22 protein-coding genes and 3 tRNA genes are annotated in these 24,235 nt (G+C 69.9%); 12 read left to right on the forward strand and 13 right to left on the reverse strand.

The genetic code is table 11. The annotated features are described in order from the left end of the window. Positions 1–26 precede the first annotated feature (26 nt). Positions 27–1,265, reverse strand: coding sequence for an HRDC domain-containing protein (locus tag HOV91_RS19510; protein ID WP_174186832.1), 1,239 nt, complete (start codon positions 1,263–1,265; stop codon positions 27–29). Positions 1,266–1,402: 137 nt separating this feature from the next. Continuing rightward, the gene (locus tag HOV91_RS19515) at positions 1,403–2,041 is read right to left on the reverse strand and encodes a DUF3000 domain-containing protein (protein WP_174186833.1); all 639 of its coding nucleotides are present in this window, start codon (positions 2,039–2,041) and stop codon (positions 1,403–1,405) included. Positions 2,042–2,173: 132 nt separating this feature from the next. Here HOV91_RS19515 and hemE point away from each other — a divergent pair, with 132 nt between their 5' ends. The 3 genes from hemE (at position 2,174) to hemQ (ending at position 5,834) form a co-directional block, all read left to right on the forward strand. Next, complete coding sequence (gene hemE / locus HOV91_RS19520) at positions 2,174–3,229, forward strand: uroporphyrinogen decarboxylase (RefSeq protein WP_217440759.1); 1,056 nt, start codon at positions 2,174–2,176, stop codon at positions 3,227–3,229. Between the two features lie 237 nt (positions 3,230–3,466). Next, the gene (locus HOV91_RS19525; protein ID WP_174186834.1) at positions 3,467–4,828 is read left to right on the forward strand and encodes a protoporphyrinogen oxidase; all 1,362 of its coding nucleotides are present in this window, start codon (positions 3,467–3,469) and stop codon (positions 4,826–4,828) included. Between the two features lie 310 nt (positions 4,829–5,138). Next, positions 5,139–5,834 (forward strand): hydrogen peroxide-dependent heme synthase, encoded by a 696-nt coding sequence (gene hemQ, locus HOV91_RS19530; RefSeq protein WP_174186835.1) that lies wholly within the window; start codon positions 5,139–5,141, stop codon positions 5,832–5,834. Positions 5,835–6,211: 377 nt separating this feature from the next. On the opposite strand, the gene msrB is transcribed toward hemQ, so the two are convergent. The 4 genes from msrB to HOV91_RS19550 all read right to left on the reverse strand — a co-directional run bounded on the left by msrB (position 6,212) and on the right by HOV91_RS19550 (position 10,415). After that, positions 6,212–6,643 (reverse strand): peptide-methionine (R)-S-oxide reductase MsrB, encoded by a 432-nt coding sequence (gene msrB, locus HOV91_RS19535; protein ID WP_174186836.1) that lies wholly within the window; start codon positions 6,641–6,643, stop codon positions 6,212–6,214. Beyond that, the gene (locus tag HOV91_RS19540) at positions 6,640–7,983 is read right to left on the reverse strand and encodes a glycosyltransferase family 87 protein (RefSeq protein WP_312884702.1); all 1,344 of its coding nucleotides are present in this window, start codon (positions 7,981–7,983) and stop codon (positions 6,640–6,642) included. Before HOV91_RS19540 ends, msrB begins: the two co-directional genes overlap by 4 nt. 82 nt (positions 7,984–8,065) lie before the next feature. Then, the gene (locus HOV91_RS19545; protein WP_174186838.1) at positions 8,066–9,622 is read right to left on the reverse strand and encodes an alpha/beta hydrolase; all 1,557 of its coding nucleotides are present in this window, start codon (positions 9,620–9,622) and stop codon (positions 8,066–8,068) included. Between the two features lie 31 nt (positions 9,623–9,653). After that, positions 9,654–10,415, reverse strand: coding sequence for a pyrimidine reductase family protein (locus tag HOV91_RS19550; protein WP_174186839.1), 762 nt, complete (start codon positions 10,413–10,415; stop codon positions 9,654–9,656). Positions 10,416–10,450: 35 nt separating this feature from the next. On the opposite strand from HOV91_RS19550, the gene zapE reads away from it, so the two are divergent. The 3 genes from zapE to HOV91_RS19565 all read left to right on the forward strand — a co-directional run bounded on the left by zapE (position 10,451) and on the right by HOV91_RS19565 (position 13,144). Next, positions 10,451–11,467, forward strand: coding sequence for a cell division protein ZapE (zapE, locus tag HOV91_RS19555; protein ID WP_174186840.1), 1,017 nt, complete (start codon positions 10,451–10,453; stop codon positions 11,465–11,467). A 73-nt stretch (positions 11,468–11,540) separates the two neighbouring features. Next, positions 11,541–12,326: a tyrosine-protein phosphatase gene (locus tag HOV91_RS19560; RefSeq protein WP_174186841.1), complete on the forward strand. Its 786-nt coding sequence runs from the start codon at positions 11,541–11,543 to the stop codon at positions 12,324–12,326. A gap of 65 nt (positions 12,327–12,391) precedes the next feature. Beyond that, positions 12,392–13,144 carry an alpha/beta fold hydrolase gene (locus HOV91_RS19565; RefSeq protein WP_174186842.1) on the forward strand — a complete coding sequence of 251 codons (753 nt, stop codon included), beginning with the start codon at positions 12,392–12,394 and terminating at the stop codon, positions 13,142–13,144. A gap of 7 nt (positions 13,145–13,151) precedes the next feature. Here the strand turns inward: HOV91_RS19565 and HOV91_RS19570 are convergent, their stop codons facing one another. Continuing rightward, positions 13,152–13,691 (reverse strand): GNAT family N-acetyltransferase, encoded by a 540-nt coding sequence (locus HOV91_RS19570; protein WP_174186843.1) that lies wholly within the window; start codon positions 13,689–13,691, stop codon positions 13,152–13,154. A gap of 169 nt (positions 13,692–13,860) precedes the next feature. On the opposite strand from HOV91_RS19570, the gene HOV91_RS19575 reads away from it, so the two are divergent. The 4 genes from HOV91_RS19575 (at position 13,861) to HOV91_RS19590 (ending at position 18,313) form a co-directional block, all read left to right on the forward strand. Further along, complete coding sequence (locus HOV91_RS19575) at positions 13,861–14,985, forward strand: CE1 family esterase (protein WP_174186844.1); 1,125 nt, start codon at positions 13,861–13,863, stop codon at positions 14,983–14,985. Between the two features lie 172 nt (positions 14,986–15,157). Beyond that, entirely contained in the window at positions 15,158–15,349 is a 192-nt protein-coding gene (locus HOV91_RS19580; RefSeq protein ID WP_174186845.1) for a hypothetical protein, read from the forward strand. Between the two features lie 10 nt (positions 15,350–15,359). Further along, a complete protein-coding gene (locus HOV91_RS19585; protein ID WP_174186846.1) occupies positions 15,360–16,919 on the forward strand; it encodes a flavin-containing monooxygenase in 1,560 nt (519 codons plus the stop codon). A gap of 434 nt (positions 16,920–17,353) precedes the next feature. Next, positions 17,354–18,313 (forward strand): LysR family transcriptional regulator, encoded by a 960-nt coding sequence (locus HOV91_RS19590; protein WP_217440784.1) that lies wholly within the window; start codon positions 17,354–17,356, stop codon positions 18,311–18,313. Here HOV91_RS19590 and HOV91_RS19595 read toward each other — a convergent pair. Then, positions 18,280–19,329: a hypothetical protein gene (locus tag HOV91_RS19595; RefSeq protein ID WP_174186848.1), complete on the reverse strand. Its 1,050-nt coding sequence runs from the start codon at positions 19,327–19,329 to the stop codon at positions 18,280–18,282. The two genes, HOV91_RS19590 and HOV91_RS19595, sit on opposite strands and share 34 nt — an antisense overlap. A gap of 526 nt (positions 19,330–19,855) precedes the next feature. On the opposite strand from HOV91_RS19595, the gene HOV91_RS19600 reads away from it, so the two are divergent. Continuing rightward, entirely contained in the window at positions 19,856–20,800 is a 945-nt protein-coding gene (locus HOV91_RS19600; RefSeq protein WP_312884703.1) for a hypothetical protein, read from the forward strand. Here HOV91_RS19600 and HOV91_RS19605 read toward each other — a convergent pair. Beyond that, positions 20,766–21,995, reverse strand: coding sequence for a sigma factor-like helix-turn-helix DNA-binding protein (locus HOV91_RS19605; RefSeq protein ID WP_312884704.1), 1,230 nt, complete (start codon positions 21,993–21,995; stop codon positions 20,766–20,768). The genes HOV91_RS19600 and HOV91_RS19605 overlap by 35 nt on opposite strands. Before the next feature lie 276 nt (positions 21,996–22,271). After that, complete coding sequence (locus HOV91_RS19610) at positions 22,272–22,667, reverse strand: hypothetical protein (RefSeq protein ID WP_174186849.1); 396 nt, start codon at positions 22,665–22,667, stop codon at positions 22,272–22,274. Positions 22,668–23,009: 342 nt separating this feature from the next. On the opposite strand from HOV91_RS19610, the gene HOV91_RS19615 reads away from it, so the two are divergent. Continuing rightward, entirely contained in the window at positions 23,010–23,672 is a 663-nt protein-coding gene (locus HOV91_RS19615; protein ID WP_174186850.1) for a hypothetical protein, read from the forward strand. Positions 23,673–23,822: 150 nt separating this feature from the next. Here the strand turns inward: HOV91_RS19615 and HOV91_RS19620 are convergent. The 3 genes from HOV91_RS19620 to HOV91_RS19630 all read right to left on the reverse strand — a co-directional run bounded on the left by HOV91_RS19620 (position 23,823) and on the right by HOV91_RS19630 (position 24,084). Continuing rightward, positions 23,823–23,897: transfer RNA gene (locus HOV91_RS19620), tRNA-Val, on the reverse strand. Between the two features lies 1 nt (position 23,898). Next, a tRNA-Cys gene (locus HOV91_RS19625) sits at positions 23,899–23,969 on the reverse strand. A 42-nt stretch (positions 23,970–24,011) separates the two neighbouring features. After that, positions 24,012–24,084: transfer RNA gene (locus HOV91_RS19630), tRNA-Gly, on the reverse strand. Between the last annotated feature and the right edge of the window lie 151 nt (positions 24,085–24,235).

Genomic DNA, 24,235 nt, shown 5'->3' on the forward strand with positions numbered 1-24,235 from the left:
CCGCGGCCCGACCGCGCGGCCGGGTACTAGCCCACCGGCCGCAGCGCGACGGCCAGCCGCGGTACGGCGAGTTCGCGCTGCCAGGGCCGGGCGCCCCCGGACTTCAGGAACCCGTCGACGGCGGAGGGCTCGGCCGCGTCGTAGTCGGGCAGCCCGTCCCAGCACAGGCGGCGGACCAGGTCCGGCGCGAGCAGATTCTCCACCGGGATCGTGTGCTCGGCCGACAGCTCGCCCATGGCGGCGCGCGCCCGGGTCAGGCGGCCCGCCGCGGCCGGGTCGCGGCGCTCCCAGCGGTTGACCGGCGGCGGGCCGTCGAACGGCTGGGTGAGCGGCGGCAGCTCGCTGTCGGGCAGTGTGCGGCCGCGCTCGATCGCGGCGAGCCATTCGCGGGAGTACCGGCGCTGCCGCGGCCCGCCGAACACCGGCAGCGTGCGCAATTGCGCGATGGATTTCGGTTCCGCGGTGGCCGCGGCGATGATCGCGACGTCGGGCAGGATGCGGGCGGGTGCCACGTCACGGGCGCGGGCCAGCGCGTCCCGCGTGGTCCACAGCTCGCGCACCACCGCCAGCTGCCTGGTGCGGCGCAGCGTGTGGATGCCGGAGGTGCGCCGCCAGCGCTCGGCCTTCGGCGCGGGCGGGTCCAAGGTGCGGATGTACTCGAATTCCTGTGCCGCCCAATCGGATTTGCCCTGCTCATCGAGCGCGGCGGCCACCGCGTCGCGCAGTTCCAGCAACAGCTCGACGTCCAGGGCGGCGTAATTCAGCCAGTCGGCGGGCAGCGGCCGGGTGGACCAGTCGGCCGCCCCGTGCCCTTTGCGCAGCGCGCGGCCCAGCAGGCGCTCCACCATCGCGGCGAGCCCGACGCGTTCGAAACCCGCCAGGCGTCCGCCCAGTTCGGTGTCGAACAGCCGGGCCGGACGCAGGCCGAGTTCCGCCAGGCCGGGCAGGTCCTGATCCGCGGAGTGCAGGACCCATTCGAGTCCGTTGATCGCCTCCGCCAGCGGGGCGAGGGCATCGGTGACCGGGATGGGATCGATGAGGAACGTTCCCGCGCCCGCGCGGCGCAATTGGATCAGGTACGCGCGCGCCGAGTAGCGGAACCCGGAAGCGCGCTCGGCGTCCACGGCCAGCGGGCCGGTGCCCGCGACCAGCAGGGCGGCGGCCGCGCTGATCTCGGCGGCGGTGTCCAGTACCGGTGGCACGCCCTCCACCGGCGCGAGCAGGGGCGTCGCGGCCGAGGCTTCGGATTCGTCTGGTACGGACATGGTGTTGAACTTTACGTGCCGACTCCGCGGCGCCGCCGTCCTATCGCCGCATAAGTGTGTCGGCGGCTCGGGCGCGACGCGCCCGCTGGACCGGGCAACGGCGGTCCGGGGCAGGTCACCCCATGCCGGAGGCGTGCTCAGGGGTGATCGCGGGACAGACCGGGCGGTACCTGGAGCTGGGTCACCCCGGCCGGCGGGAGCCCGGCCGCGTAGGCCAAGACCTCGCAGAACGCCTCGAGGTGCGGGCGCAGATCGGTGGTGACGGGCGTCCACGAGGCGCGTAGTTCCAGCTGATGGGCGCGCGGGGGCCCGGCGATGTCCCCGTAGCGCACCGAGCTGGTCGAGGTCACCGTGCCGCCGAGCGCGGTGAACGGTTCGGCTCGCGACTCCAGCGCGTCCACCAGCCAGCTCCACGCCACCTCGGGCAGTAGGGGGTCGGTGGCGAGCGCGGCATCGATGTCGGCCTGGATGTAGGCGACCAGGCGGAGGGTGCCGTGCCAGGTGTCGTCGCCGTCCGGATCGTGCAGCAGGATCAGTCTGCCGAACGCGTCGCCTTCGGAATCCTCGGGCACGACGGGGGTTTCCGGATGAGCGACCTCCGCGCCGATGGCGTAGGAGTACGGTGCGAGTCGTTGCGGTGGCCGGATGGGCGCGAGCTCGATCCGAGGGTGCACGGTTGCGGTGCCCATCGCCTCGACCGCGGCGCGAAATCGAGCTGGCTCGCCATGGGGTCCTTCGGTCGGTGCGGCGCCGTCGCGGAAGTCGAGCGGTGTCACGAATGCTGACGGTAGACCTTGTGCACCCGGCGCAGTCGGAGGCGCGCCGCTACGGGCGATGCGGTGACTATGCGGTCATCTCCGCCGCCTCCGCGTCCGCCCCTGCGCGCGGGCCCGCATACGATAGCCGTGATGAGCACTCATACCCGTCGCCGGTTGACCGATGCCCCGTTCCTGGCCGCCGCTACCGGCGCGACGCCCAGCAGGCGTCCGGTGTGGTTCATGCGCCAGGCCGGACGCTCGCTGCCCGAATACCGCGAGGTGCGCGCGGGCATCGGAATGCTCGAGTCCTGCTTCGATCCGGAGCTGGTGTGCGAGATCACCCTGCAGCCGATCCGCAGGCACCAGGTCGACGCCGCGATTCTGTTCTCCGACATCGTCGTTCCGCTCAAAGCGGCGGGGATCGATCTGGACATCGTGCCGGGGGTGGGGCCGGTGGTCGCCGCGCCCGTGCGGACGGTCGACGACGTGCGCGCACTGCCCCGGTTGCGGCCCGAGGAGGTCGGGGCCGTCACCGACGGCGTTCGGCTGCTGCTCGACGCTCTGGGGGAGACGCCGCTGATCGGGTTCGCGGGCGCGCCGTTCACCCTCGCCTCCTACCTGGTCGAGGGCGGCCCCAGCAAGAACCATGAGCGCACCAAGGCGATGATGTACGCCGACCCGCAGACCTGGCACGCGCTGCTGGGCGTGCTCACCGACATCACCATCGCGTTCCTGCAGGCCCAGCTGGCGGCGGGTGTCGACGCGGTACAACTGTTCGACTCCTGGGCGGGTGCGCTCTCGCTGGCCGACTACCGCCGGTTCGTGCTGCCGCATTCGGAGCGGGTGTTCGCCGAGATCGCGGACGCGGGGGTGCCGCGGATCCACTTCGGGGTGGGCACCGGCGAGCTGCTCGGCGCCATGGGCGAGGCGGGCGCCGACGTGGTCGGTGTCGACTGGCGGGTGCCGCTGACCGAGGCCGTCCGCCGAGTCGGCCCCGGCAAAGCGTTGCAGGGCAATCTCGATCCCGCCGTGCTGTTCGCCGGGCCGGAGGCGGTCGAGGCGCAGGCGCGGCGGATCGCGCGCGAGGCGGACGAGGCGATCACGCTCGGCGCCTCCGGTCACATCTTCAACCTGGGCCACGGGGTGCTGCCGGAGACCGACCCGGGCGTGCTGACCGCCTTGGTGGAGCTCGTCCACACACTCTGAGCGCGCAGGCGCCGCAAAATGGGCGTGGAGGCCGAGCGCTCGAGATGACGTTCGCCGGAGGCGGGCATTGATCAGCGCGCATGCGGCGTCGCCGATCCGCGCGTGGAGGATGCGCTCGAGTCGTGAAGGGTGGGACTTCGACCGGCGAAGCGAGTCCACGCGGTCGGGGATGTGCCGCTGGTCATAGGGCGGCGACCGTTGGGCGGACATCCTCGCGGCGCACGATACCGTCGAGGTATGCGTATCGCGGTGGTCGGCGGCGGAATCAGTGGGCTGGTAGCCGCGTATCGGCTGCGGACGGCACTCGGACCGGATGCCGACGTGCTCGTGCTCGAACGGGCCGAGCGGGTCGGCGGCATCCTCTACACCGGTGAATTGGCCGGAGAGCCACTGGATCTCGGGGCCGAAGCGTTCGTCGGGCGACGGCCGGAAGTGCCCGCGCTGCTGAGTGAACTCGGGCTGGAGTCGCAGTTGGTGACTCCAGCCGGGCTGCGGCCGTTGGTGTGGTCGTCCGGGGCGGCGCATCCGATGCCGGAAGGCACGCTGATGGGTGTCCCGGCGAACGCCGAGTCGATGCGGGGGCTGGTCGACGACGCCACACTGGCGCGGATCGCCACCGAGCCCGACCGCCCCCTCACCTGGGAGTCCGGGGCCGATATCGACGTCTATCGCCTGGTCGCGGACCGATTCGGCGCGCAGGTCGCCGAGCGCAGCGTAGACCCGCTGCTCGGCGGCGTGTACGCGGGCAGCTCCCGTTCCATCGGCGTGCGGGCCGCGCTGCCCACGCTGGCCGCGGCGCTGGACGGGGGTGCGCCCAGCCTCACCGCCGCTGTCGGCGCCGCGTTGCCGCCGCCGTCGAACGCGCCGGTCTTCGGCGGAATCCGCGACGGTTACCGGGTGCTGCTCGAGGCACTCGCCGAACGCTCCGGGGCGCGATTCGTCACCGCGACACCGGGAACGCGGCTGGCCAGGGGGCTGCGTGGCTGGGTGGTCGACCCGATCGGCGCCGTCGACGCCGTAGTGCTCGCCACCCCGGCTCCGGTGACCGCGCGGCTGCTGAAGACCGTCGCCCCCGCCGCGGCGGCGGAACTGTCGGGTGTCGAACTGTCCTCGTCGGTAGTGGTGGCGCTCGCGCTGCCACGCGAGACCGCCTTGCCGCGGAACTCCGGCATCCTGGTGGCCACCGGAGAGCCGCTGCGCGCCAAAGCGTTCACCCTCTCCAGCCGCAAATGGACGCATCTCGCGCAACGCGAGACAGCTCTCGTCCGAGTCTCCTTCGGCAAGTTCGGCGACGACTCCCCGCTGTCGTGGCCCGATACCGAGCTCGTCACCGCCGCCACCGAGGACCTGGCCACCGTCACCGGGGTCGCCATCGAGCCGGTCGCGGCGGTCGTCCGGCGCTGGCCGGGTGGACTCGCCCAGTACGCGCCCGGCCACACCGCCCGTATCGCCGCGGTCGAAGCCGAGGTCGCGGCGCTCGACGGCTTGGCCGTGGCCGGTGCGTACCTGCACGGCGTCGGCGTACCCGCGTGCGTCGCCTCCGGCGCCGCCGCCGCGCACCGCATCGCCGCACAAGTCGGCGCGAACACCACGCGTTGAGCCGCTTCGATGCGGTTCGTGTTGTGGTGAGTCGGCGCGGGCACTGCGTGTCGGGCCGATTCGCTTCGGTGCGATCCGTGTCGCGGGGAGTCGGTGCGGGCAGTTGCGCGTCGAGTTCTTCGCCACGGCGGCGACCGACGCACCGAGTCCACTGCGCTGCGGAAGTCCGCCCGCTGCTGTCGTCGGTGCCGTCGCAGATCTCGTGTGGTGAGGTCCGAACAGCCGAGCGTTGCCACCGGGCGAGCGTGCGCCGTGCTCCGGCGCCTGCCCAGCACGCCGGGTGCTGCCGGGCGAGTGGCACGATAGTGCTATGGCGCGACTCGACTATGAGGCTCTCAACTCCACCATCCGCTACCTGATGTTCTCGGTCTTCCAGGTGCAGCCCGGAGTGCTGGGCGAGGACCGGGACGCCGCGACCAAGGAGGCCAGGGCGTTCTTCGACGGTCTGGCCGACCGCGACGTCGTGGTCCGCGGCATCTACGACGTGGCGGGGATGCGCGCCGACGCCGATTTCATGATCTGGACGCACGCCGAACGCGTCGAGGACCTGCAGGCCGCCTACGCCGATTTCCGCCGCAGCACCGAACTCGGCCGGGCAAGCGCGCCGGTCTGGAGCAACGTGGCGCTGCACCGTCCGGCCGAGTTCAACAAGAGCCACATCCCGGCGTTCCTGGCGGGGGAGGACCCGGGGGCCTACATCTGTGTGTACCCGTTCGTCCGGTCCTACGACTGGTACCTGTTGCCCGACGACGAGCGCCGCCGGATGCTGGCCGAACACGGCAAGGCCGCGCGGGGGTATCCGGACGTGCGGGCCAACACGGTCAGCTCGTTCGCGCTCGGCGACTACGAGTGGATCCTGGCCTTCGAGGCGCCCGAACTGCACCGCATCGTCGACCTGATGCGCGACCTGCGGGCCACCGACGCCCGGAAGCACGTCCGCGAAGAGATCCCGTTCTTCACCGGTCCCCGTGTGGAGATCGAGAAACTGATCGCCTCGCTGCCCTGAGGCGCCGTCGACGGGTGCCGCTCGGCGCGCCCGATCGCCGGTCGGTAGACCGCCGGTAACGGCCGCGCCGGTGCGGAGGCGTTCGCTGGTACGCCGCCGCCCGCGCGGCCGGGATGCTCACGGCGTACGAGTTGCCCGAGATAGTCTCGGCCCCCGGAACAACTCGGTGAGGGCGAAAGTCCGGAGCAACGGATCGGTGCGCCGTGCCCGAGAACTAGGCCCTGTCCGACAGATTCCCGCCTGGTCGGCGGCGGATGCGATGGTGTCGCGAGCCGCCGCCACAGCGAGGCCGTCACCCCTGGCGCACGGTTGCCCAGAGTTTTCGGGGCATGCGCCGAGCGCCGGCGCTCCGTACGCTGCCGATGAGCGGTCGGCTGTTACTCCGCTGCGCTGTCCGAGGGGTGCAGCCGCAGGGCGATGGAGTTGATGCAGTAGCGCTTGTCGGTGGGCGTGTTGTACCCCTCGCCCTCGAACACGTGGCCGAGGTGGCTGTGGCAATTCGCGCACAGCACTTCGACCCGGTGCATGCCGAGCGAATCGTCCGGCCGGAGGATCACCGCGTCGGACTCCGCCGGATCGAAAAAGGAGGGCCAGCCGCAGTGCGAGTCGAATTTCTCGGTGCTGCGGAACAGTTCGGTGCCGCAGGCTCGACACACGTAGACGCCTTCGGTTTTGGTGTCGGTGTATTCGCCGGTGAACGGCCGCTCGGTGGCGGCCTCGCGCAGCACCGCGTATTCCTCGGGGTCCAGCTTCGACCGCCATTCCTGCGGCGAGAGCTGGATGCGCGGCGCGGGCAGGGAGAAACTCATGGCTCCACGCTAATACGATTCTGCTCCAGGGGTGCCGAACCGTTGTGCGGCCGGGAAGTCTCCGTCGCGACGGCGGATCCGGCCGCGGGTGCGAGCGGTTGCGCCGCGTCGCCGCGGGGGTCCGGTGCGAACTTCATCCACTCGGGGTCGAGCCCGAACGGCAGCCTGCCTTCCCGCCGCGCGGCCAGATAACGCTCGCCGAGCACGCAGAACACGACGATCAGCAGCAGTCCCCAGCCGAAGGTGATGCGCAGGTACTCCAGGTTGCGACCGATGTGCTGCCAGCGGTCCGACAGCCACTTGTCGTAGCTCATGAACCCGAAGATCGCCAGCCAGGCCGGCCAGTTGCGCAGCACCGAATTGCGCAGCACCACCGTCATCAGGAACGGGAACAGCATCATCGAGTAGTACATCTGCCCCAGCGAGCTGAGCAGGAACGAGGCCGTCAGCAGTACGCCGGAGCAGGTGCAGACGAAGAACAGCTCGTCCTCGCGGTAGTAGCGGTACAGCAGCCACAGCGAGATCAGCACAAGCACGCCGAGCACCACGCGCATGCCCCAGGTCAGCCAGGGCGGCAGGCCGTAGTACTCGCCGTTGCCGACGATCGCGCTGTTGAAGTAGTCGCGGGATTCGAAGATGTAGGGCGCGGTGCGCGTGAGGAACTTCTCGGGGTCCTTCGACAGCGGCCAGGCGATCGCGGTCAGCGCCAGCGGCACCCCCAGCGCGGTCACGAACACTTTCCATTGCCCGCGTGCCAGCGCGATCAACAGCAAGGGAGCCAGCGTCGGTTTGACCGCGATACTCAATCCGAGCGCGGCGCCCGCCCAGAGATCCCGCCGTTTCAGCAGCAGGTGGATGAAGATCAGCTCCGCCAGCAGCACACAGCCGTTGACGTTGGTGAACACCAGCGTGTTGATCACGGTCTCGGACGAGAACATCGCCAGCAGCAGCGCGGGCGCGGCGACCGAGTTCAGCGTGTACCGGAACAGCCGCAGCAGCAGGTACCACGCGACGAGGATCGCGATGGCGTTGAGGGCGATGAACAGCCAGCGCGACTTCTCGTAGTCGATGGCCGCCATCGGCGCGATCAGCAGGGTGCCGCTGGGCGGGTACAGGTAATGCGGGTCCACCGAGTCGAAATTCGCGGTGTAGACCGGGCGCCCGTTCAGGAAATCGAGGGAGGCCTGGTAGACCGGTTTGTAGTCGTCGGTGATGAAGCCGTTGACAGCCTTGATGAAGACCCGGTTGAGCACCGTCATGACCGCCAGCGGCCAGAGTGCGAACTTGATCACCTCGGCGGTGGTGCGAGCAGTGCGGGGCTCGAGCTGTCGAAGGAACACTGGGGCACGGTACACCGGATCGGTTACCGGTGGTTGCCGGGACCTGCCCGACGCGCCGCTCCCCGGACCCCCGACGCCCGGCTCAGGCTGGGCAGGCGGTGCCGTCAGCTGGAAGTTTGCCATCCTTCAGGTAGTCGAGCACGGCCCGCTGCGCGCAGGCGGAGTGCGTGGATACCGGATGGCCGAAGCCCTGCCAGGACAGTGCCGCGAAACGAGCGCCCGCCGATCCGAGTGCGCCGGTCACCGACGATTGACCGGCGTTGCCGACCACCGGATCGGCGACCCCGCCGAGCACGAGCACCGGGAGACCGAGCTTCTCCGGCAGCGGGGGCGCGGTCGACACCGGCCAGGCCGCGCACTCCATCAGGGCGATGGCCGCCGCTTTGCCGAAGACCGGGTACTTGCCCGCCCACGTGCTCGACAGTTCGGTGGCCTTGTCCGGCGTGGGCGGCCGCTGCGTGTCGGTGCACCGGTTGACGAACTGGCCGTCGTTCTCGGTGGCCGCGGCTTCGCGCGCGATCAGGTTGCTCAGCGGCCCGCGGTCGCCGCGTCCCGCCGCGGCGAGCGCGTCGGACAGTTCGGCGACCCGGGTGACCTGGTCGCCCCGCGGGCTGCCGAGGAAGCCCGACAGCGCGGTGAGCAACGCGTTCGCCGAGATGTCGCCGAGCCCGCCGGTCCCGGCCCGGTTCACCAGCTCGGTGACCGCGGCGCGGGGGTCGGGGCCGAGCGAGCAGCCGAGGCCGACACAGCGCTGGGCGAACGCCGTCAGCGCCGCCTCGGCGCCCTGCACGGACTGCTCGGTGCGGGTCACGGCGTCCGTGCCGACCGGCTCGGGGGAGTCGAGCACCAACCGGGCGAGGTGGTCGCCGTATCTGCGGGCGTAACTGAGCGCGACCTTCGCGCCGTTGCCCGTGCCCAGCAGCGTGATGTGCTCCACCTGCCACTGCCTGCGCAACTGCTCGATGTCGTCGGCGGCGTGCGGCGCGTCGAAGGTGCCCTCGTAGGGCTGCAGGAAGTCGCGGCAGGCGATGGTGCCGTCCTGGCTCAACTTGACCATCCGCGCCACCTGGTCGCCCGCCTCCGATCCGGATTGCGCGTTGTCGGCCAAGCCGCGGCGGATCTCCTGCGGCAGGCAGTCGATCGGCTGCGAGGTGCCGATGCCGCGCCGGTCCACCGCGACGATGGGGCGGGCGGCCAGCAGCGCCGACGCCGGGCCCGCGGCCAATCCGGCCAGGGTCGCCGACGACGAACGATCCGAACCGGAGGTGAGCACCAGCGGCGGCACATCGGTCGGTGTCTGCGGCAGCCGGGCCCGCATCGCACCGGCGCGGAAGTTGCCCAGCACGGCGCCCGTCGAATCGATCGGGGTCGAGTACTCCGCGCAGTCGAGCACCACTCCGGCGGGGGCGGGGCCGAGCCCGAGCTGGTCCAGGGTCGACTGCGTGCACTCCCGCCAGCTGAGGTCGGTCTTGGGCAGCTCGGCGTTCGGCGGTGCGGCGGGCGCGGCGGAGGTCGGCGCGGTGCCCGCCACGGGCGGGCGCTGCACCGCGACGCCGGGACGATCCGACGGTCCCGCGCCGCAACCGGCGGTCACGATCGAGAGGGTGGCGGCAAGCACGGCGGCCCGAGTCCAGCGCATTGCTACAGCCTGCCAGGTTCGGGCGGTTCTTTCATCGACGGGCCCACCGGGTGAGCATCGTGCCGTCGTCGTCCAGCAGGACGTGCGCGCGGACCATGCGGACCCGGAACTCGTGCGCCGACAGCGAGATTCGCCGCGCGGCGCCGCCGACCAGCAGCGGCGCGGTGGTCAGGCAGAGTTCGTCCACCACGTCGGCCTCGAGCAGTTCGCCGAACAGGTGCGGGCCGCCCTCGGTCAGCACGCGCAGCAGGCCGCGCTCGGCGAGCACGCGCAGCAGGCCGCTGGGTGTCACCGCGATGTCACCGGCTTCGATCACCTCGGCGCCCGCGTCCGCCAGTCGCTGCTTGCGGTCGGCGGGCGCGGTGGCGGTCGTGATGATCAACGGCGGCACCCGGGTGTCGGTGAGCAGGCGCGCGGCGGGGTCGATCGCCGCGCTCGCGGTGACCACCGCGATCGGCGGCGGCGCGCCGTCGGGATGCCCGCCGATGCCGCGCTCGTGGAACGCACGCCTGCGCGCCGAGTCGGTGCGCGCCCCGCCGTAGTTCTCCGCGCGCACGGTGCCCGCGCCGACCACGATCACCTCCGCCAATTCGCGCAGCAGCATGAACACCGTGCGGTCGGCCGGGGTGCCCAGCCCTTCGGTCAGGTTCCCGCTGGTGGCGGCGCCGTCGATGCTGGAGACGAAATTGGCGCGCACCCAGGGCTGGTCGCGTCCGGTGGGGAACGCGTACAACTGCGCGAGGTCGTCCGGGCTGAGTCCTGTGAGCTGGATCGCATTGTGGCTACGCTGCATGAGACCAGATCACACCACGTCTCTAGGCTTCGTCCATGCAAGAACGCCTCGTCGATCGTCACCCGGAGGTCCCGGCCGATCAGCTCGTCGCCCAGATGGTGCCTCCGCCCATGTTCGACGAGGTGAGCTTCGCCTCCTACATCCCCGACCCGAAGGAACCGAGCCAGGCGGCCGCGGTGCGCAAGGCCGAGGAGTTCGCCGGTCAGGTCGCCAAGATCAGCAAGGCGGCGCGCAAGAAGAACATCTTCGGCAAGAAGAAGCAGGTCGACGGCGCCGGCCTGTATCTGGACGGCGGGTTCGGCGTCGGTAAGACCCACCTGCTGGCCTCGATCTTCCACAGTTCGCCCGCGCCCAAGTCGTTCGGCACGTTCGGTGAGCTGACCAACCTGGTGGGCGCGCTCGGCTTCGCCAACGCCCTGGAGCGGCTCTCGGCCAACAGCGTGCTGTGCATCGATGAGTTCGAGCTCGACGATCCGGGCGACACGATGCTGGTCTCCCGGCTGCTGACCGAACTGTCCGTGGCCGGTGTCTCGATCGCCGCCACGTCCAACACCTTGCCCGGCCAGCTCGGCGAAGGACGCTTCGCCGCACAGGATTTCCTGCGCGAGATCAAGAAGCTGGGCGCGATCTTCGAGGCGGTGCGGGTGGACGGGCCGGACTACCGGCACCGCGACCTGCCGCCCGCGCCGGAGCCCACCGCGCCGGAGGTGCTGGCCGAACGGGCGGCGGGCACACCGGGTTCCACCCTCGACGAGTTCGACGCGCTGCTGAAGCACCTGAGCACCCTGCATCCGTCGAAGTACGGCGCGCTGATCTCCGGCGTGTCGTCGGTGTTCGTCTCGAACGTGCACCCGGTCACCGATCAGGCCGTGGCGCTGCGCATCGTGGTGCTGGCCGACCGGCTCTACGACGCGAGCGTCCCGGTGACGGTGTCGGGCGCGAAACTCGACGAGATCTTCTCGGCCGAGATGCTCGAGGGCGGTTATCGCAAGAAGTATCTGCGCGCCATCTCGCGCTTGCTCGCGCTGTCGCGGTTCGAAGTCTCGGCCTAGCGCGAGTCGATCTCGGCGGTTCGCCCAGCAGCGAGACCGCACGCACCGCAGATCCGAAGAAACGGAGAGCCGTATGACCCCTCGTTTCCGCGCCCCGGTCGCCATGGCGACGGGTCTGGCGATCGCCTTCGGGCCGGTCGCCGGCACCGCGCTCGCCGATCCGCCCGCGGCGCCCGTCGTCGCCGATCCCGCGCTGGGTTTGCATGGCGTGCAGAACGCCCGCGACGTCGGCGGATACCGCACGGGCGACGGCAGGATCGTGCGCACCGGCCTGGTGTACCGGACCGGACAGTTGAACAACGCGACCGCCGCGGATCTGGCCGCGCTGACCGAGCGCCGCGTGCGCTCGGTCCACGACCTGCGGACGGCCTACGAGCGTGCGCTCGGGCCGGACCGGGTGCCCGCGGGCGCGATCGCGCACTGGGACGACGTCATCGGCCATGCGCCGCCGGAAGTCGTCGCCACCACGCTCACCGGCGGCGACGGACTGTATCGCGCGTTCATCACCGCGCCGGGCGCGAACGAGGCATTCGCCTCCGTGCTGCGCGACATCATCGGCGCCGACGGGGCGGTGCTGTTCCACTGCACCGCGGGCAAGGACCGTACCGGCTGGGCGGCGGCCGTGCTGCTCACTCTGCTCGGTGTCGACCGGGCCACGGTCACCGAGGACTACCTGCTGTCCAACCGGTATCGCAACGCGCGTGCGGACGATCCGCTGAACGGTGTGCAGCAGTCCTGGCTGGACGCGGCCTTCGACCAGGTGAATCGGACCCATGGCGATTTCGCGGCATATGTCCGGGATGGTCTGCGACTCGACGACCGCCAGGTCGCCGCCTTGCGAGCGCGTTTGCTGAGCTGAGCGCGGCTCTCGGCCGAGCGTCCACTTCGGCTGCCCGCCGCGGTGTCGTCCACTACGATCCCGGCATGACGAAGTTTGAGACATGGGACGGCCTGGAACTCAATTACCGGGTTTGGGAGGGCTCGGGCGTTCCGGTCGTTCTGCAGCACGGTGTGGTCGCCGACACCAACGCGAACTGGATGAGCACCGGTGTGGTCGGCGCCTTGCAGTCCGCCGGGCGCACCGTGGTGTCGCTGGACGCGCGCGGCCACGGTCGTTCCGACAAGCCGCACGAGGCGCACCGCTACTCGTGGGAAGCCATGGCGAAGGACGTGCGCGCGCTCTACGACGAACTCGGCTTCGAGGAGGTCGTGCAGGTCGGGTACTCGATGGGCGGGGTGATCTCGCTGCTGGTTGCCGCCACCGACCCGCGGGTGCGGCGCCTGGTCGTCGGCGGCATCGGGTCGGGTGTGCTGGACTGCGGGGGCGTCGACCGCCGGGTGATCGATCTGCCCGATCTCCAGGCCGCGATGACCGGGGACGGCGCGGGCGCGTCCCCGACCGCGAAGATGTTCCGGGTGCTGGCCGACGCGGTGCGGGCCGACGTGGCCGCCATCCACGCGGTGGCGACCGGTCTCGACGACCGTCCCATCGAGACCCTGGCGGACATCACGGTGCCCGCCCTGGTGCTGGCCGGCGCCGACGACCCGTTCGCCGCCGAGCCCGAGCGGCTGGCCGCGGCCTTGCCGAACGGCACACTCGCCGTGGTGCCGGGTGATCATCTGATGGCGGTGGTCGGGCCCGAGTTCCACACCGCGCTCGTCGATTTCGTGCGGTGAGGACGGCCTAGAAGACCAGGCGCAGCACGTAGTCGTGGTGCCGCTGGGTGCCGACGGTGAATGTCTTGGTGCCCACCTCGGCGAAACCGTGTTTGGCGTAGAAGCGCTGGGCGCGGACGTTCTCCTGGTTGACGCCCAGCCAGACGCCCGGATATCCCTCCGCGCGCGCCCAGTCCAACGCGGCCAGCATCAGCGCGGTGGACACCCCGGTGCCGTGATGGCCGGGCAGCACGTACATCTTGCTGATCTCCACCGCCGGGTGCAGCCCGACCGATTCGGCCACCGCCGGGTCGGCGGGGTCGCCCGCGACCAGCATCGCGTAGCCGACGATGTCGTCGTCCGCGAGGGCCTTGAGCACGATCCGGGCCGGATCGCTCAGATACTCGCCGAAGCGTTCCCCGGACAGCACGTCGCTGACGAAGATCTCGATGTCGTCGGGCGTCGCCCCCGGCGGACACGCGAGCGGAAACGTCGCAGCCGCGACGTCGCTGAGGGCTTCGGCGTCCCACAGCCCGGCCCGGTCGACGATGACTGGGAGGTTGCTCATACGTCCATCAGAGCATATTCCCTAGGGGGAATGTCACTTCCAAATGTGGAAGCTATATTTTCAGGGACCTGCGCAGCCGACGTCCCTCCGGTGTCGTGATTTCTCCCGAGCCTTGCTGGAAACCGCGAAGCGAGACCGTTTCCGGAACATCGGTGCGAATATGCTTCTCATGCTCAAGAATATGGCTTTCGGGGCAGCAGAGCCCAGCCACCGGGTCGGTCGCGTGCGCGGCCTACCGCAGCGGACCAGCCTGCCCTTCCGCCGCGCCTGCGCGGTCGTCACAACCGCCGTCGCCATAGGAGCGGTCCTCACCGCGGGCCCCGGTGCGGCACGCTCCGACGAGGGGGTCCCGTCTCCCGATCCAGTAGCCTCCGCGGGTTGTGCCGCGCCCACCGTCGCACCGGGACGCTCGACGTTGAGTTTCACCGCGGGCGACAGGTCCGGCAGCTACATCCAGGACGTGCCCGGCATCGACCAGGGCCGTCCGGCGCCCGTCGTGTTCGATCTGCACGGTTATCTCGAGCCCGCCGCCCTCGAGCACGTCAGCAGCGGCATCAGTCTGCTGGGCGCCGCAGAGGGATTCGTGACGATCACGCCGCAGCTGGCGCAACCGGGCCTGCCACGCTGGGATTTCGGCGAGGCCAGCGGCGACGTCGCCTATCTGTCCGAACTGATGTCGCACGTCCAATCGTCGCTGTGCGTCGACGAGCGCCGGATCTTCGTCACCGGTCTGTCGATGGGCGCCTTCACCACGTCCTCGCTGGCATGTCAGCTCTCCGATCGGATCGCGGCGATCGCTCCGGTGGCCGGTCTGCAGGACTTCGCGTGGTGCCGTCCCGAACGTCCGGTGCCCGTGGTCGCCTTCCACGGCACCGCGGACCCGATCGTCGCCTACACCGGCGGCATCGGCCCGAACGCCAGGTTTCTGCCGAAGCCCGACGGCTCCGGCTCGGTCGTAGAACCTGACGCCGGGACGGGCCGCCCGGTGATCGACGGTCCGGGACCGGAGACCATTCCGGCACAGGCGGCGGCGTGGGCACGCCGGAACGGTTGCGGAGCCGATCCCGCCCAGCGGCAGATCGCCGCCGACGTGACTCTGGCGAGTTACCCGTGCCCGCCCGGGGCCGCCGTCGAGCTCTACTCGATCGTCGAGGGCGGGCACACGTGGCCCGGCAATCCATCCGTCGCCTCGCCCGTGCCGCTGGTCGGCACCACCACCATGTCGATCAGCGCCAACCGGATCATGTGGGACTTCTTCCGCGCCCATCCGCTGCAAGGTCCCCACCGCCCCTGATCGCCACTCCGAGTCGACCACGACGGCGGAGGCACCGGCCGGACGGCACCGGCTCACCCGCGCGAGCCCGCACCCGCCCGTTCGCGGTAGGCGAGCGCGACGGCCGCGTTCGCCACCTGGTGGGAGCCGCACCGGTGCTGCTCGCGCCGGACTGGCCAGGCTGGAGGCTCGCGTGGCACTGACCAGCCTGGTGCGGCGCTATCCGCTGCTGCGGCCCGCCGTGGACGAGGCGGACCTGCGGTCGCGCGAGAGCATTCTGATCCGCGGTCTGCACGAGCTTCCCGTTGTTGCGGTGCGTGCGCCAGCGGTCCGTCGACGAGCGGATTCGGTCGACCGACTTTGCTGCGCGCCGCTGGGGACGTAATCTCCTGCGCATGACAAGCGGAAGCCGCATCGGGATCGTCGGTGCGGGTATCGCAGGTCTCGCCTGCGCGAAAGTGCTGAAACAGGAGGGTTTCCCGGTCGAGGTGTTCGACCGCACACCCGATGTCGGTGGCGTGTGGAGTGCGACGCGGCGATACCCGGGACTGCAAACGCAGAATTCCAAGGCCACATATCACTTCTCCGACTTCCCGATGCCCGCGGACTACCCGCGCGTCCTCGACGGACAGCACATGCAGTCCTACCTGGCCGCCTACGCCGAGCACTTCGGGCTGACCGAGCATCTGCGACTGCGCACCGAGGTGATCGCCGCCGATCCGGTGGACAGCGGCTGGTTGCTCGAAATTCGCGACGAAAGCGGTGTGCACCGGGCGTCGTGCGATCACCTGGTGATCGCCAACGGGGTGTTCAGCGACCCGGCGATGCCGGACTATCACGGCGCCGACTGGTTCCGCGCGGCCGGTGGGCAGCTGTATCACTCCTCGCAGTTCACCGATCTGGAATCGGTGCGCGGCAAGTCCGTGGTCGTGGTCGGCTACGGCAAGTCCGCCTGCGACATCGCCACCGCGGTGAGCGAGGTCGCGGCGTCCACCTCGGTGGTGGCCCGGCGGCTGTTCTGGAAGATGCCGCGCAAGCTGGCGCGAGTGATCGACTACGAACGGCTGATGCTCACCCGTTTCGGCGAGGCGCACTTCCACTACCTACGGCCGCGCTGGATGGATCGGTTCCTGGACGGCCCGGGCGAATCGGTACGGATCAGCAACTTCGATCTGCTTCAGGAACTGGTTACCAAGCATTCCCACCTGCGCGAACTCGGTCTGGTGCCCCCCGGGCGGTTCGAGGAGATCGCCGAGAGCACCGTCAGCCTCACCAGCGAAGGCTTCTACGAGCAGGTGGCCAACGGGCGCATCACGGTGCACCGGGACACCACGATCACCGAGCTGGGCGGCGGCCCGAAGGCCGCGCCCGGGGTCCGGCTGTCCGACGGGCAGGTGCTGCAGGCCGACGTGGTGGTGTGCGCGACCGGCTTCCAGCAGCGCGTGCCCTTCCTCACGCCGTATGTCCAGCGCAGGCTGACCGACGAGCACGGCAACTTCCGCCTGCACCGCCAGATCCTGCCGCTGGAGGTCCCGAACCTGACCTTCGCCGGTTACAACTCCTCGGTGATCAGCACACTGAACGCCGAGGTCGCCGCGCACTGGACCGCCGCGCTGCTCACCGGCAGGATCGATCTGCCGCCCACCGAGCAACTCGCCGAGCAGATCGACGCCCGGCTGCGCTGGATGGAGGAGCGCACGCACGGCCGCCACGCGCGCGGCACCGCCGTCACCCCCTTCTCCATCCAGAACGTCGACGAGATGCTCGCCGACCTGAAGTTCCGGCTGCCGCTGCGCACCCGCGCGGCACAGGTGTTCCGCCGGGTGAAGCCGGAGTCCTACCGGGGGCTGGCCACCCGTCGCAAGCCCGGTGGACAGCCGGTCGCGCCACCGGCCGTCCCGATCGAAGCGGAACTGCTTCCGTACGACGGCGGCAGCGGGCGGGTCAGCCGCTGAGTCGCTGCGGGTCCGTCGTCCGGCGGCGCACCCAGCGAGGTTGTCCGATCCGCAGGGCCGGTATCCCTCCAGCGGTCGATTCCGGCAGTGCTGTGCACATTTGCATCGACTGCCGAACCCGCCTCGCGCTAGCTGGCGGTCGGGGGAAGGTAGCCCGATAACGGAGCGAGTGTTCCGGCTTCGCGTGTCGTCGCGGGCGTCGCCGCCGGACGGCCACCCGGGTCCGTGATCACCCGGTACCTGGATATCGGAAGGTCAGAGGGCTGACGGGCGCTCGGGGCGGTACGCCGCACGAAGCGTTGCCCCGGTCTGTCGCGAACTGCTTCCGCGAGTCCTCCCGGGCCTCGCCGCTCCGGTGGAACTCGCCCTGGGTTATCGGCCGCGCAATACCGGAAGTCGCTGGTTACGTTGGCGATAATCCAAGGGTGGAAGCGCTGGACATGAATCTCCTCGTGGCCCTGGACGCACTGCTGGACACCAACAGTGTCACCCTGGCCGCGCAGCGCCTACACACCTCTCCGCCCGCGATGAGCCGGACACTGGCCAAGTTGCGCAGCGTGCTCGGGGACCCTTTGCTCGTACGCGCGGGACGCAATTTGGTGCCGACACCACGGGCACTGGAATTGCGTTATGAGGTCAGCACGCTGGTCGAGCAGGGACGCGCCCTGTTGACGCCGCGCAACGAGCTCGACCCGGCGGCACTGCGCCGGACGTTCGCGGTGCAGGCGGGCGACATGGTGCTCACCGAACTGGCCGGGCCCCTGCTGTCCGCGGTGCGGGCGCAGGCGCCGGGTGTGACGCTGCGCTTCCTGCCGGACACACTGGAAGGCACCGCCGCGCTGCGCGACGGACGCGTCGACCTCGAGGTCGGTGTGATCGACCACACCGACCCGGAGACCACGGTGCGCCGGGTGCTCACCGACCGCGTGATCGGCGTGGCCGCCGCCGACCATCCCTTGGTCACCGATCGTGTCACCGTGGCCGCGTACGCCGCGGCGCCGCATCTGAGTATCTCGCGCAACGGCCGCTCGCACGGCCCGATCGATGACCGTCTCGCGTTACACGGCCGCACCCGGCGGGTGGTGGCCACCGTGCCGACCTTGACCAGCGCGCTGTTCGCGGTGCGCGGCAGCGACCTGGTCTGTCCGGCGCCCGCGATGCTGAGCGCCGCCACACTGCCCGCGATCGGATTGGGCGCGTTCGAAATACCGCTGCCGTTGCCCGAACTCGCCATCGGTATGGCGTGGCATCCGCGCAACACCGCCGACGGGGGGCATCGCTGGCTGCGCGATCTCGTCCAAGAGATTCTGCTGCGTTCGGCCGCGGCGGCTCCGCCGAAACGGCGGCGCGTCAAAGTCGTTCAGGACACCGGCGGCGGGCTGGATAGCCGGTAGTCGGCAGGTCTGCGCTGCGCCTCCGTGCGCTCGGACTGATAGCCGTTCGGGGCCGAGTCGCCCGGCGATCCGAAGAGGTCGGAGCGGCCCAGCGGGGCCGCCGCTGTGCGCTTGAGCTCGTCGAGCATGGCCTGCAGCTTGTCCACGTGCGTGTTCTCGACCGGCGTGCGGTCTTCCTCGCTGGCGCGATGCGCTCCGGTGAGACCCGTGCCGGGTGCGTCCGGCGTCGTGCCGCTCGCCGAGCTGCTGTGATTCGTGCTCGTCGCCGACGCGACGATACTTTCGTACGCGGCATTCTCGCCGGGGGAGTACGAGGTAGGGGCGGGTTCGCGTGCCGACGTGAACGTCTCCTGCTGCCCGGCGCCCGGATCACGTGGCGGGGAGGTGAAGGGCGATCCGGGTTCCCGCGGCGTCGGTGTGGTGAAAGTCGGCACGGGCTCACGTGACGGAGGGGCGGTGAAGTTCGACGCGGGATCGCGCGGTGCGGTGAAGCTCTGCCCGGCTGTGACGTTCGGCTCCAGCGTGGTAGCCGCAGGCTCGCGTGGCGGCGTGAAACCGGTCTGGGCGGCGGTATTCGATTCGGCCGCCGCGTGCACCGGCTCGCGCGGGGTGCTGTGCGGTCGTACGCCGTTGCGGGAAGCCGCCGGTTCACGGGTATCGCTGGTGCCCGAGGGCTCGGCGCCGACGCGCTCCTGCCGGTGCGCGTTCGACCGTCCCGCGGCCCGAGGCAGCGGGACGGCCGGACGCGGTGGCTGCTGCGCCTCCGGCGCAGGCCCTTCGCCGGATTCCAGGCTCTCCACCCGGGAGTCGAGCCCCGAAATATCCTGTCCGGCACGGAAAGCCCACGCCTCGAGCTCGGCCAGCCGCCCCTCCACCGTCGGCTCGCTCGCCACGACCTGTGCGCCATCGATACGGGCTGCCACCGCGTCCAGCTTCTCGCTGACCTCTCGGAGAGCCGATGCGATACCAGACAACATCGCGCCGATCGACTCGCCGGTCTGCTGACCGTGCTCCATCCAATACCCACTTCCCCGTATCGGCCCAGCTCGCACTCGGCCGGACGATTCTATCCGCCCAGTTGGACATCCGCGGCTCGCGAAGAATCGGCGGCGCCGCACCGATCCTTGACCTGATCGAAGCAGCCTAGGCCCCCGGAATTACCCCCACGCAGGCGGATTACGCGGCGACCCGGTTTGTCCGGAAACAACGCCGACGCATCTGATCCGTCATTATCCGGCCGATCCGCGTCGTCCGCGACTCCGGCCTCGGATCGCCGTGATTTCGCCGCCCGCGCTGTGGCCGGGCGCGTCGCGGGATGGCGGCAACTGTCAATGCAAGGATCCCAAAGTGTCCGGCGCCGCCCCGTGGCATGATGAAAGTCCTTGTGCCGCAGAGAACGACGCCGACACCGGTGATCGGTCTCGCGCGTGGCACACCCGAGCGCGGGGTGAGGCGGGCTGGCGAGGTAGCCGAGTCTGACGCACTCTTGATCTATGGCGTAGGTCGCCGGGCCTGCGGTGGTATGTGCAGGGGAGTGGTCGCGTGAGAACGAAGCAGCGGGCGGAAATCGCCTGCGGGCGCCGAGCGATGCTCGCCGAGCTGGGTATCGGGGAGGCTTCCGGCCGCACCCGTGGTGCCAAGGCCGGGTACGCCTGCGGGTGCCCGGAGTGTGCCGCCGCGCAGTGGGATATGCGGCGGTTGAAGTACTGGTTGTGCGGCAGGCTGCTGGCCTATGGGGCCGATGAAGCCGAAGTGGATCGACGCATCGGCACACTGCCGGTTGACGTGTACTGGCGCAAGGGCGACCGGGTGTACGCGATCGAGGTGCGCAGCGGCCCGCTGGAGCGCGGGCTCGCCCAGGAACACACCGAGCGGCTGCGCGCCGCGGGCTGCACGGACGTCCTGTGGTTGTGCCCACCCGGATACTGGGTGCCGTATCTGCACGCGCTGGGCATCGCGGACTTCGCCCCGGCCGCCTGTGACTACCGCGCGGTCACCGGCGTGCTGGACACCGCGCACGCGATGGCTGCGCCGCGGCGCGAGCCGGTCGAAGTGCGCGAGTTCATCGCGGGCTGGGTACGCGGCGAGTACGTCTGGGGTTATCGGGACGAGAGGACAGGAGGCTGGGCCACCGTGACCGATTGGGAGTACCACACGAAGACGCAGGCCACGGTCATCGCCCGGCAGCGTCAGGAACTGGTCAACCAGCGCACGTCGCTGGCGGTGACGCGAAAGTCGTTGCGGGACAAGCAGAAACACCTGCTGAAGCTCACCACGCGCCTGGAACGCGCGGAACTGGCGGTGCAGGAGAAGGCCGACGCCCTCGCCGCCGCTCAGCGCACGATCGCCGACCACGATCGGCTGGACAAGGCCTTGCGCAATACGATCGCCAATCTCGAGGTGACCATCGGCCGCTGGCAGCTGATCACCATCTGCGCGATGCTGCTGATCGTCACGTTCCTGGCGGCGGCGATGGTGGTGCGCTGAGCCGGAACGGCGCTCGGTCCCATCGCCATTCGTGGCGCAGCACCAGCGCGAGGAAGTCCAGCAGTTCCAGACCGGTCCTCGCGCGCACCTCGCGAAGCGCGGCCCAGTGCACCGGGCCGCGCGCGACGAGGTCGCGCAGCGCCTGCTCGCTCGTGGGGTCGACCGGGCGTTCGAGCAGCTCCGGAACGCCGATGCGGCTGCCGGTCCAGACCAGCCACCCCCAGCCGTTGGTGTGCGCGTGGGCTCGGCCCGCGGCCGCTTTCACCCGGTTGACGTGGAAGCCGACGTGGCCTAGTGGCGCGACGTCGATCAGCACGGTGCGGCCGTCGGTGAGCCGGGCGACGATGCTCGGATAGTGCGCCCGCCGCGCGCCGTCGAGGTCGTAGCTGACGGCAGCGGGGTGCTCCTGGAAGGTCTCGACCCGGTCGCTGGCATTGAGAATCCACAGCAGCCTGGCTTCCAAACCGGAGTCGAACGGCACGTCACGACCGACCTTGTCCAGGTAGAAGCGGCCACGGCCGTCGTCGTCGCTGTCCACGGTGCGCGCGGAGGCGGCGGGCACCGGGGCGGCGGCGCCGGTGCCGGGCCAGTCCACCTGCCCCAACCAGGGATTCAGCTGACTCGTCGCACGCGGCTCGGCGTCGTGCAGTTTCGCCAAGCGCCGGTTGGTCTTCTTCTGCCAGGCCGCGATGCGCTGGGCGACGAACCCGGCGATCCGCTTGGCGTCCTCGGCCGGATGCCCGGCCAGCCGCAGCTTCAGGTACGACAGCTCGGTCGCGGCGATGTCGGTGTCGGTCGCGTAGGTCTCCACCAGCAGCGCGCGCACCAGCTGCCGGTCTCTTGCGTCGAGCGGATAGCGGGCGGACAGTACCGCGGCGGCGCGATGCCCGGACAGCTGCGCCGCCCGGATCATCTGCCCGACCGCTTTGGTGTGCAGTTGCCGCACCCGGTCGCGGGAGAGGTCGTAGCGGGCGCCGATGTGAGCCAGCGTTTCGGGCTTCTCGCCACCGACACCGAGCCGCGCCGTCAGCAGGTCGCCGTCCTTGGCCTTCTGGTCGGCGCGCAGCGCGATCAACTCGCCGATCACCTCGTTGACCTCTTCGAGCTCGAACGAGATGTCGTCGCGCAGATCGAGCGATTCGGGATCGTCGTCATCCGGCGCCGCTCCCTGCGCTACCTCCGCGCTGATCGTCACGCGACAACCCCCTGACTCGGCTCCGGCACTGTGCGCCACAGCGTATCCGCACCCTCCGACACCCGGCCCGCACCGCGGCCGCCGGTCCGGAGGTTCCGATGCGTTCGAGCGGCTTCGGCTCGAAGGTATCCTCGACCGGCGAATGTGTGGCCGCGGCAACCGATTGCCTCGTCCGGCTCCTCGGCCGTGGGGTTCTCGCAGATGACCCGCTCAGCCCCGTCGGCTACGCGCGTGAGCCGCCGAGTCCTGGCGTGCCGCGTCCAGCAGTGACCGTCTTCAGCAGCGACGCCAGTCGATGTAGTGACTCCACTGCGGATGCGGCGTGCCGCAATCGACCCATGCGTCGACCGCGATGCCGAGTTCCATCGGCCCGGAAGCGCAAGACGCGGTCGACGGAATACCCGGCGTGACCGTCGGCCCCGGCCTCGACCATTGCCCCGGAACCGGAATCACCACAGGCCCCGCTATCAGCGGCATGATGCCGACGCACCGGACACCCGCCCGGTGCACACCGTCGCCAGCCGCACAATGCGACGTCGCGGCCGTGGGCGTCCGGTCGATGCCGCACCCCACTGGCGCTGCCCCGGCGGCAGCACTACCGACCAGCGAGATGCCGGCGCCCAGGCCCACGGCAACGGCCAAGCCGGCGACTTCGCGCGCGATGCCTCTCATGGCACTCCTCCCGTTCCGGCCTCGAATGGCCGATTGTTCGCCGATATCGGAACCGGCGTCCGCCATTACCTCCTCGGATCAACTCCAGACCGGGCATCCCCCGAATTGTGTTGGCACAGTGCTGCTCTATACAGCCATCGGACCGCGGCGCGTGATCGCGCGCTGGGGTACGGAACTCTGGTGGACGCTTGATTCGGCATATCATCCCGGCAGCGCAGCGGCGCATGTGGCACTTCCCCGGGCGCGACCGGAAAGTTCCATTGTCGGCGGCCCCACCTGCCGTGTTCGTCGTAGAACTGACGGCGGCCGATGCTTCGCTTCGACATGATGTAGCTTCGGTTTGTGCTGCGCTGGTTCCGGTTTCACGTTCCTGGTGAGGACGCGTGGTATTGGCTCGAGGTGGGCGATGACGGGTGGGTACTGCGGCAAGCGGTGTTCGTAGCTGCATTGCCCGTACCTGTATCTGATGTGCCTGTCCCGGTTATCGACGGTGTGGTCGGTGGAGCGTCCGTTGCGGCGTCGGCTGACGAACTTGTTCGGGTGCGCGAGATGTACGGATTGTCGGGCGTGCGGTTCTACGAAGCCGTTTACGGAGTGCTGGCCGAAGGGCCTGTTGGTACTCCGGAGGGTGCCGTGGATGTTGCGAGGGCAGAGTTCGAGCAGGTATGGAGCCTGGCTCTGCGGCATCGTCACTTCAGCCGCTACGACACCGGTCCGCTTCCGGTAGGGACACGTGTGTCGGGGACCGTGGCTGCCCTGCCTTGGGGGCCGGGTAGGACAGGGTTGTTCGTGGATATCCGTTCGGCGACCCAGAGCTTCCCGTCGCCGGACGACCGCCCGGCCGGATACTTTGTGGACTTACTCCACTTACCCCGCAATCCCGAGGACTGGCCGCAGGTCGGAGACGTTCTCTCGCTGGAAGTGGCGACCATCGGCATCTCTCTGTACACGCTGTCCAAACGCACGGCTATCCAAGTCAGGCTCCGGCCGGTTCACGACGCGTGAACCCGGCTCTTGGATCGGTCGCGCAGCGGCCGGCGGTGATGCTGTCTCACGGAGGTGGTGCGGGTTGCGTCTGCCTGTGTGTTCGAGGCCGAATGCAGGAAAGGCACCTTCCGAGTTTCCTCGGAAAGTGCCTCTGACCTGGTACTACGGTGGTGCGCGATACTGGGATTGAACCAGTGACCTCTTCCGTGTCAGGGAAGCGCTCTCCCGCTGAGCTAATCGCGCGAGGTGGAGACGGGAATCGAACCCGTGTGCACGGCTTTGCAGGCCGTTGCCTCACCACTCGGCCACTCCACCGTGCGAAGGGGGACGGCGTATGTTGCCTGGCCCTACCTCTCGAGCGGATGACGGGATTCGAACCCGCGACCCTCACCTTGGCAAGGTGATGCGCTACCAGCTGCGCTACATCCGCATTCTGCCTCCCCGGAGCTCGTTTCCGGCCTCCGTGGTGCGAGACAGAACATTAGCGGACGCTCGGTGAAAGGTACAAATCCGCTGGTAGAACGGGGGGAATCGGCAAAGTTGCGTGCTGTTACGTGGGTGGCCGATGGGGTGGGTGGGGG

This window comes from Nocardia barduliensis, assembly GCF_013315795.1.
GTDB classification, from domain to species: Bacteria; Actinomycetota; Actinomycetes; order Mycobacteriales; family Mycobacteriaceae; genus Nocardia; species Nocardia barduliensis.

Bases quoted from the DNA above. Each gene is read 5' to 3' on its own strand.
- HOV91_RS19510 (WP_174186832.1), bottom strand. From the start codon at position 1,265: ATGTCCGTACCAGACGAATCCGAAGCCTCGGCCGCGACGCCCCTGCTC.
- hemE (WP_217440759.1), top strand. From the start codon at position 2,174: ATGAGCACTCATACCCGTCGCCGGTTGACCGATGCCCCGTTCCTGGCC.
- HOV91_RS19525 (WP_174186834.1), top strand. From the start codon at position 3,467: ATGCGTATCGCGGTGGTCGGCGGCGGAATCAGTGGGCTGGTAGCCGCG.
- hemQ (WP_174186835.1), top strand. From the start codon at position 5,139: ATGGCGCGACTCGACTATGAGGCTCTCAACTCCACCATCCGCTACCTG.
- msrB (WP_174186836.1), bottom strand. From the start codon at position 6,643: ATGAGTTTCTCCCTGCCCGCGCCGCGCATCCAGCTCTCGCCGCAGGAA.
- HOV91_RS19545 (WP_174186838.1), bottom strand. From the start codon at position 9,622: ATGCGCTGGACTCGGGCCGCCGTGCTTGCCGCCACCCTCTCGATCGTG.
- HOV91_RS19550 (WP_174186839.1), bottom strand. From the start codon at position 10,415: ATGCAGCGTAGCCACAATGCGATCCAGCTCACAGGACTCAGCCCGGAC.
- zapE (WP_174186840.1), top strand. From the start codon at position 10,451: ATGCAAGAACGCCTCGTCGATCGTCACCCGGAGGTCCCGGCCGATCAG.
- HOV91_RS19560 (WP_174186841.1), top strand. From the start codon at position 11,541: ATGACCCCTCGTTTCCGCGCCCCGGTCGCCATGGCGACGGGTCTGGCG.
- HOV91_RS19565 (WP_174186842.1), top strand. From the start codon at position 12,392: ATGACGAAGTTTGAGACATGGGACGGCCTGGAACTCAATTACCGGGTT.
- HOV91_RS19570 (WP_174186843.1), bottom strand. From the start codon at position 13,691: ATGAGCAACCTCCCAGTCATCGTCGACCGGGCCGGGCTGTGGGACGCC.
- HOV91_RS19575 (WP_174186844.1), top strand. From the start codon at position 13,861: ATGCTCAAGAATATGGCTTTCGGGGCAGCAGAGCCCAGCCACCGGGTC.
- HOV91_RS19585 (WP_174186846.1), top strand. From the start codon at position 15,360: ATGACAAGCGGAAGCCGCATCGGGATCGTCGGTGCGGGTATCGCAGGT.
- HOV91_RS19595 (WP_174186848.1), bottom strand. From the start codon at position 19,329: ATGGAGCACGGTCAGCAGACCGGCGAGTCGATCGGCGCGATGTTGTCT.
- HOV91_RS19610 (WP_174186849.1), bottom strand. From the start codon at position 22,667: ATGAGAGGCATCGCGCGCGAAGTCGCCGGCTTGGCCGTTGCCGTGGGC.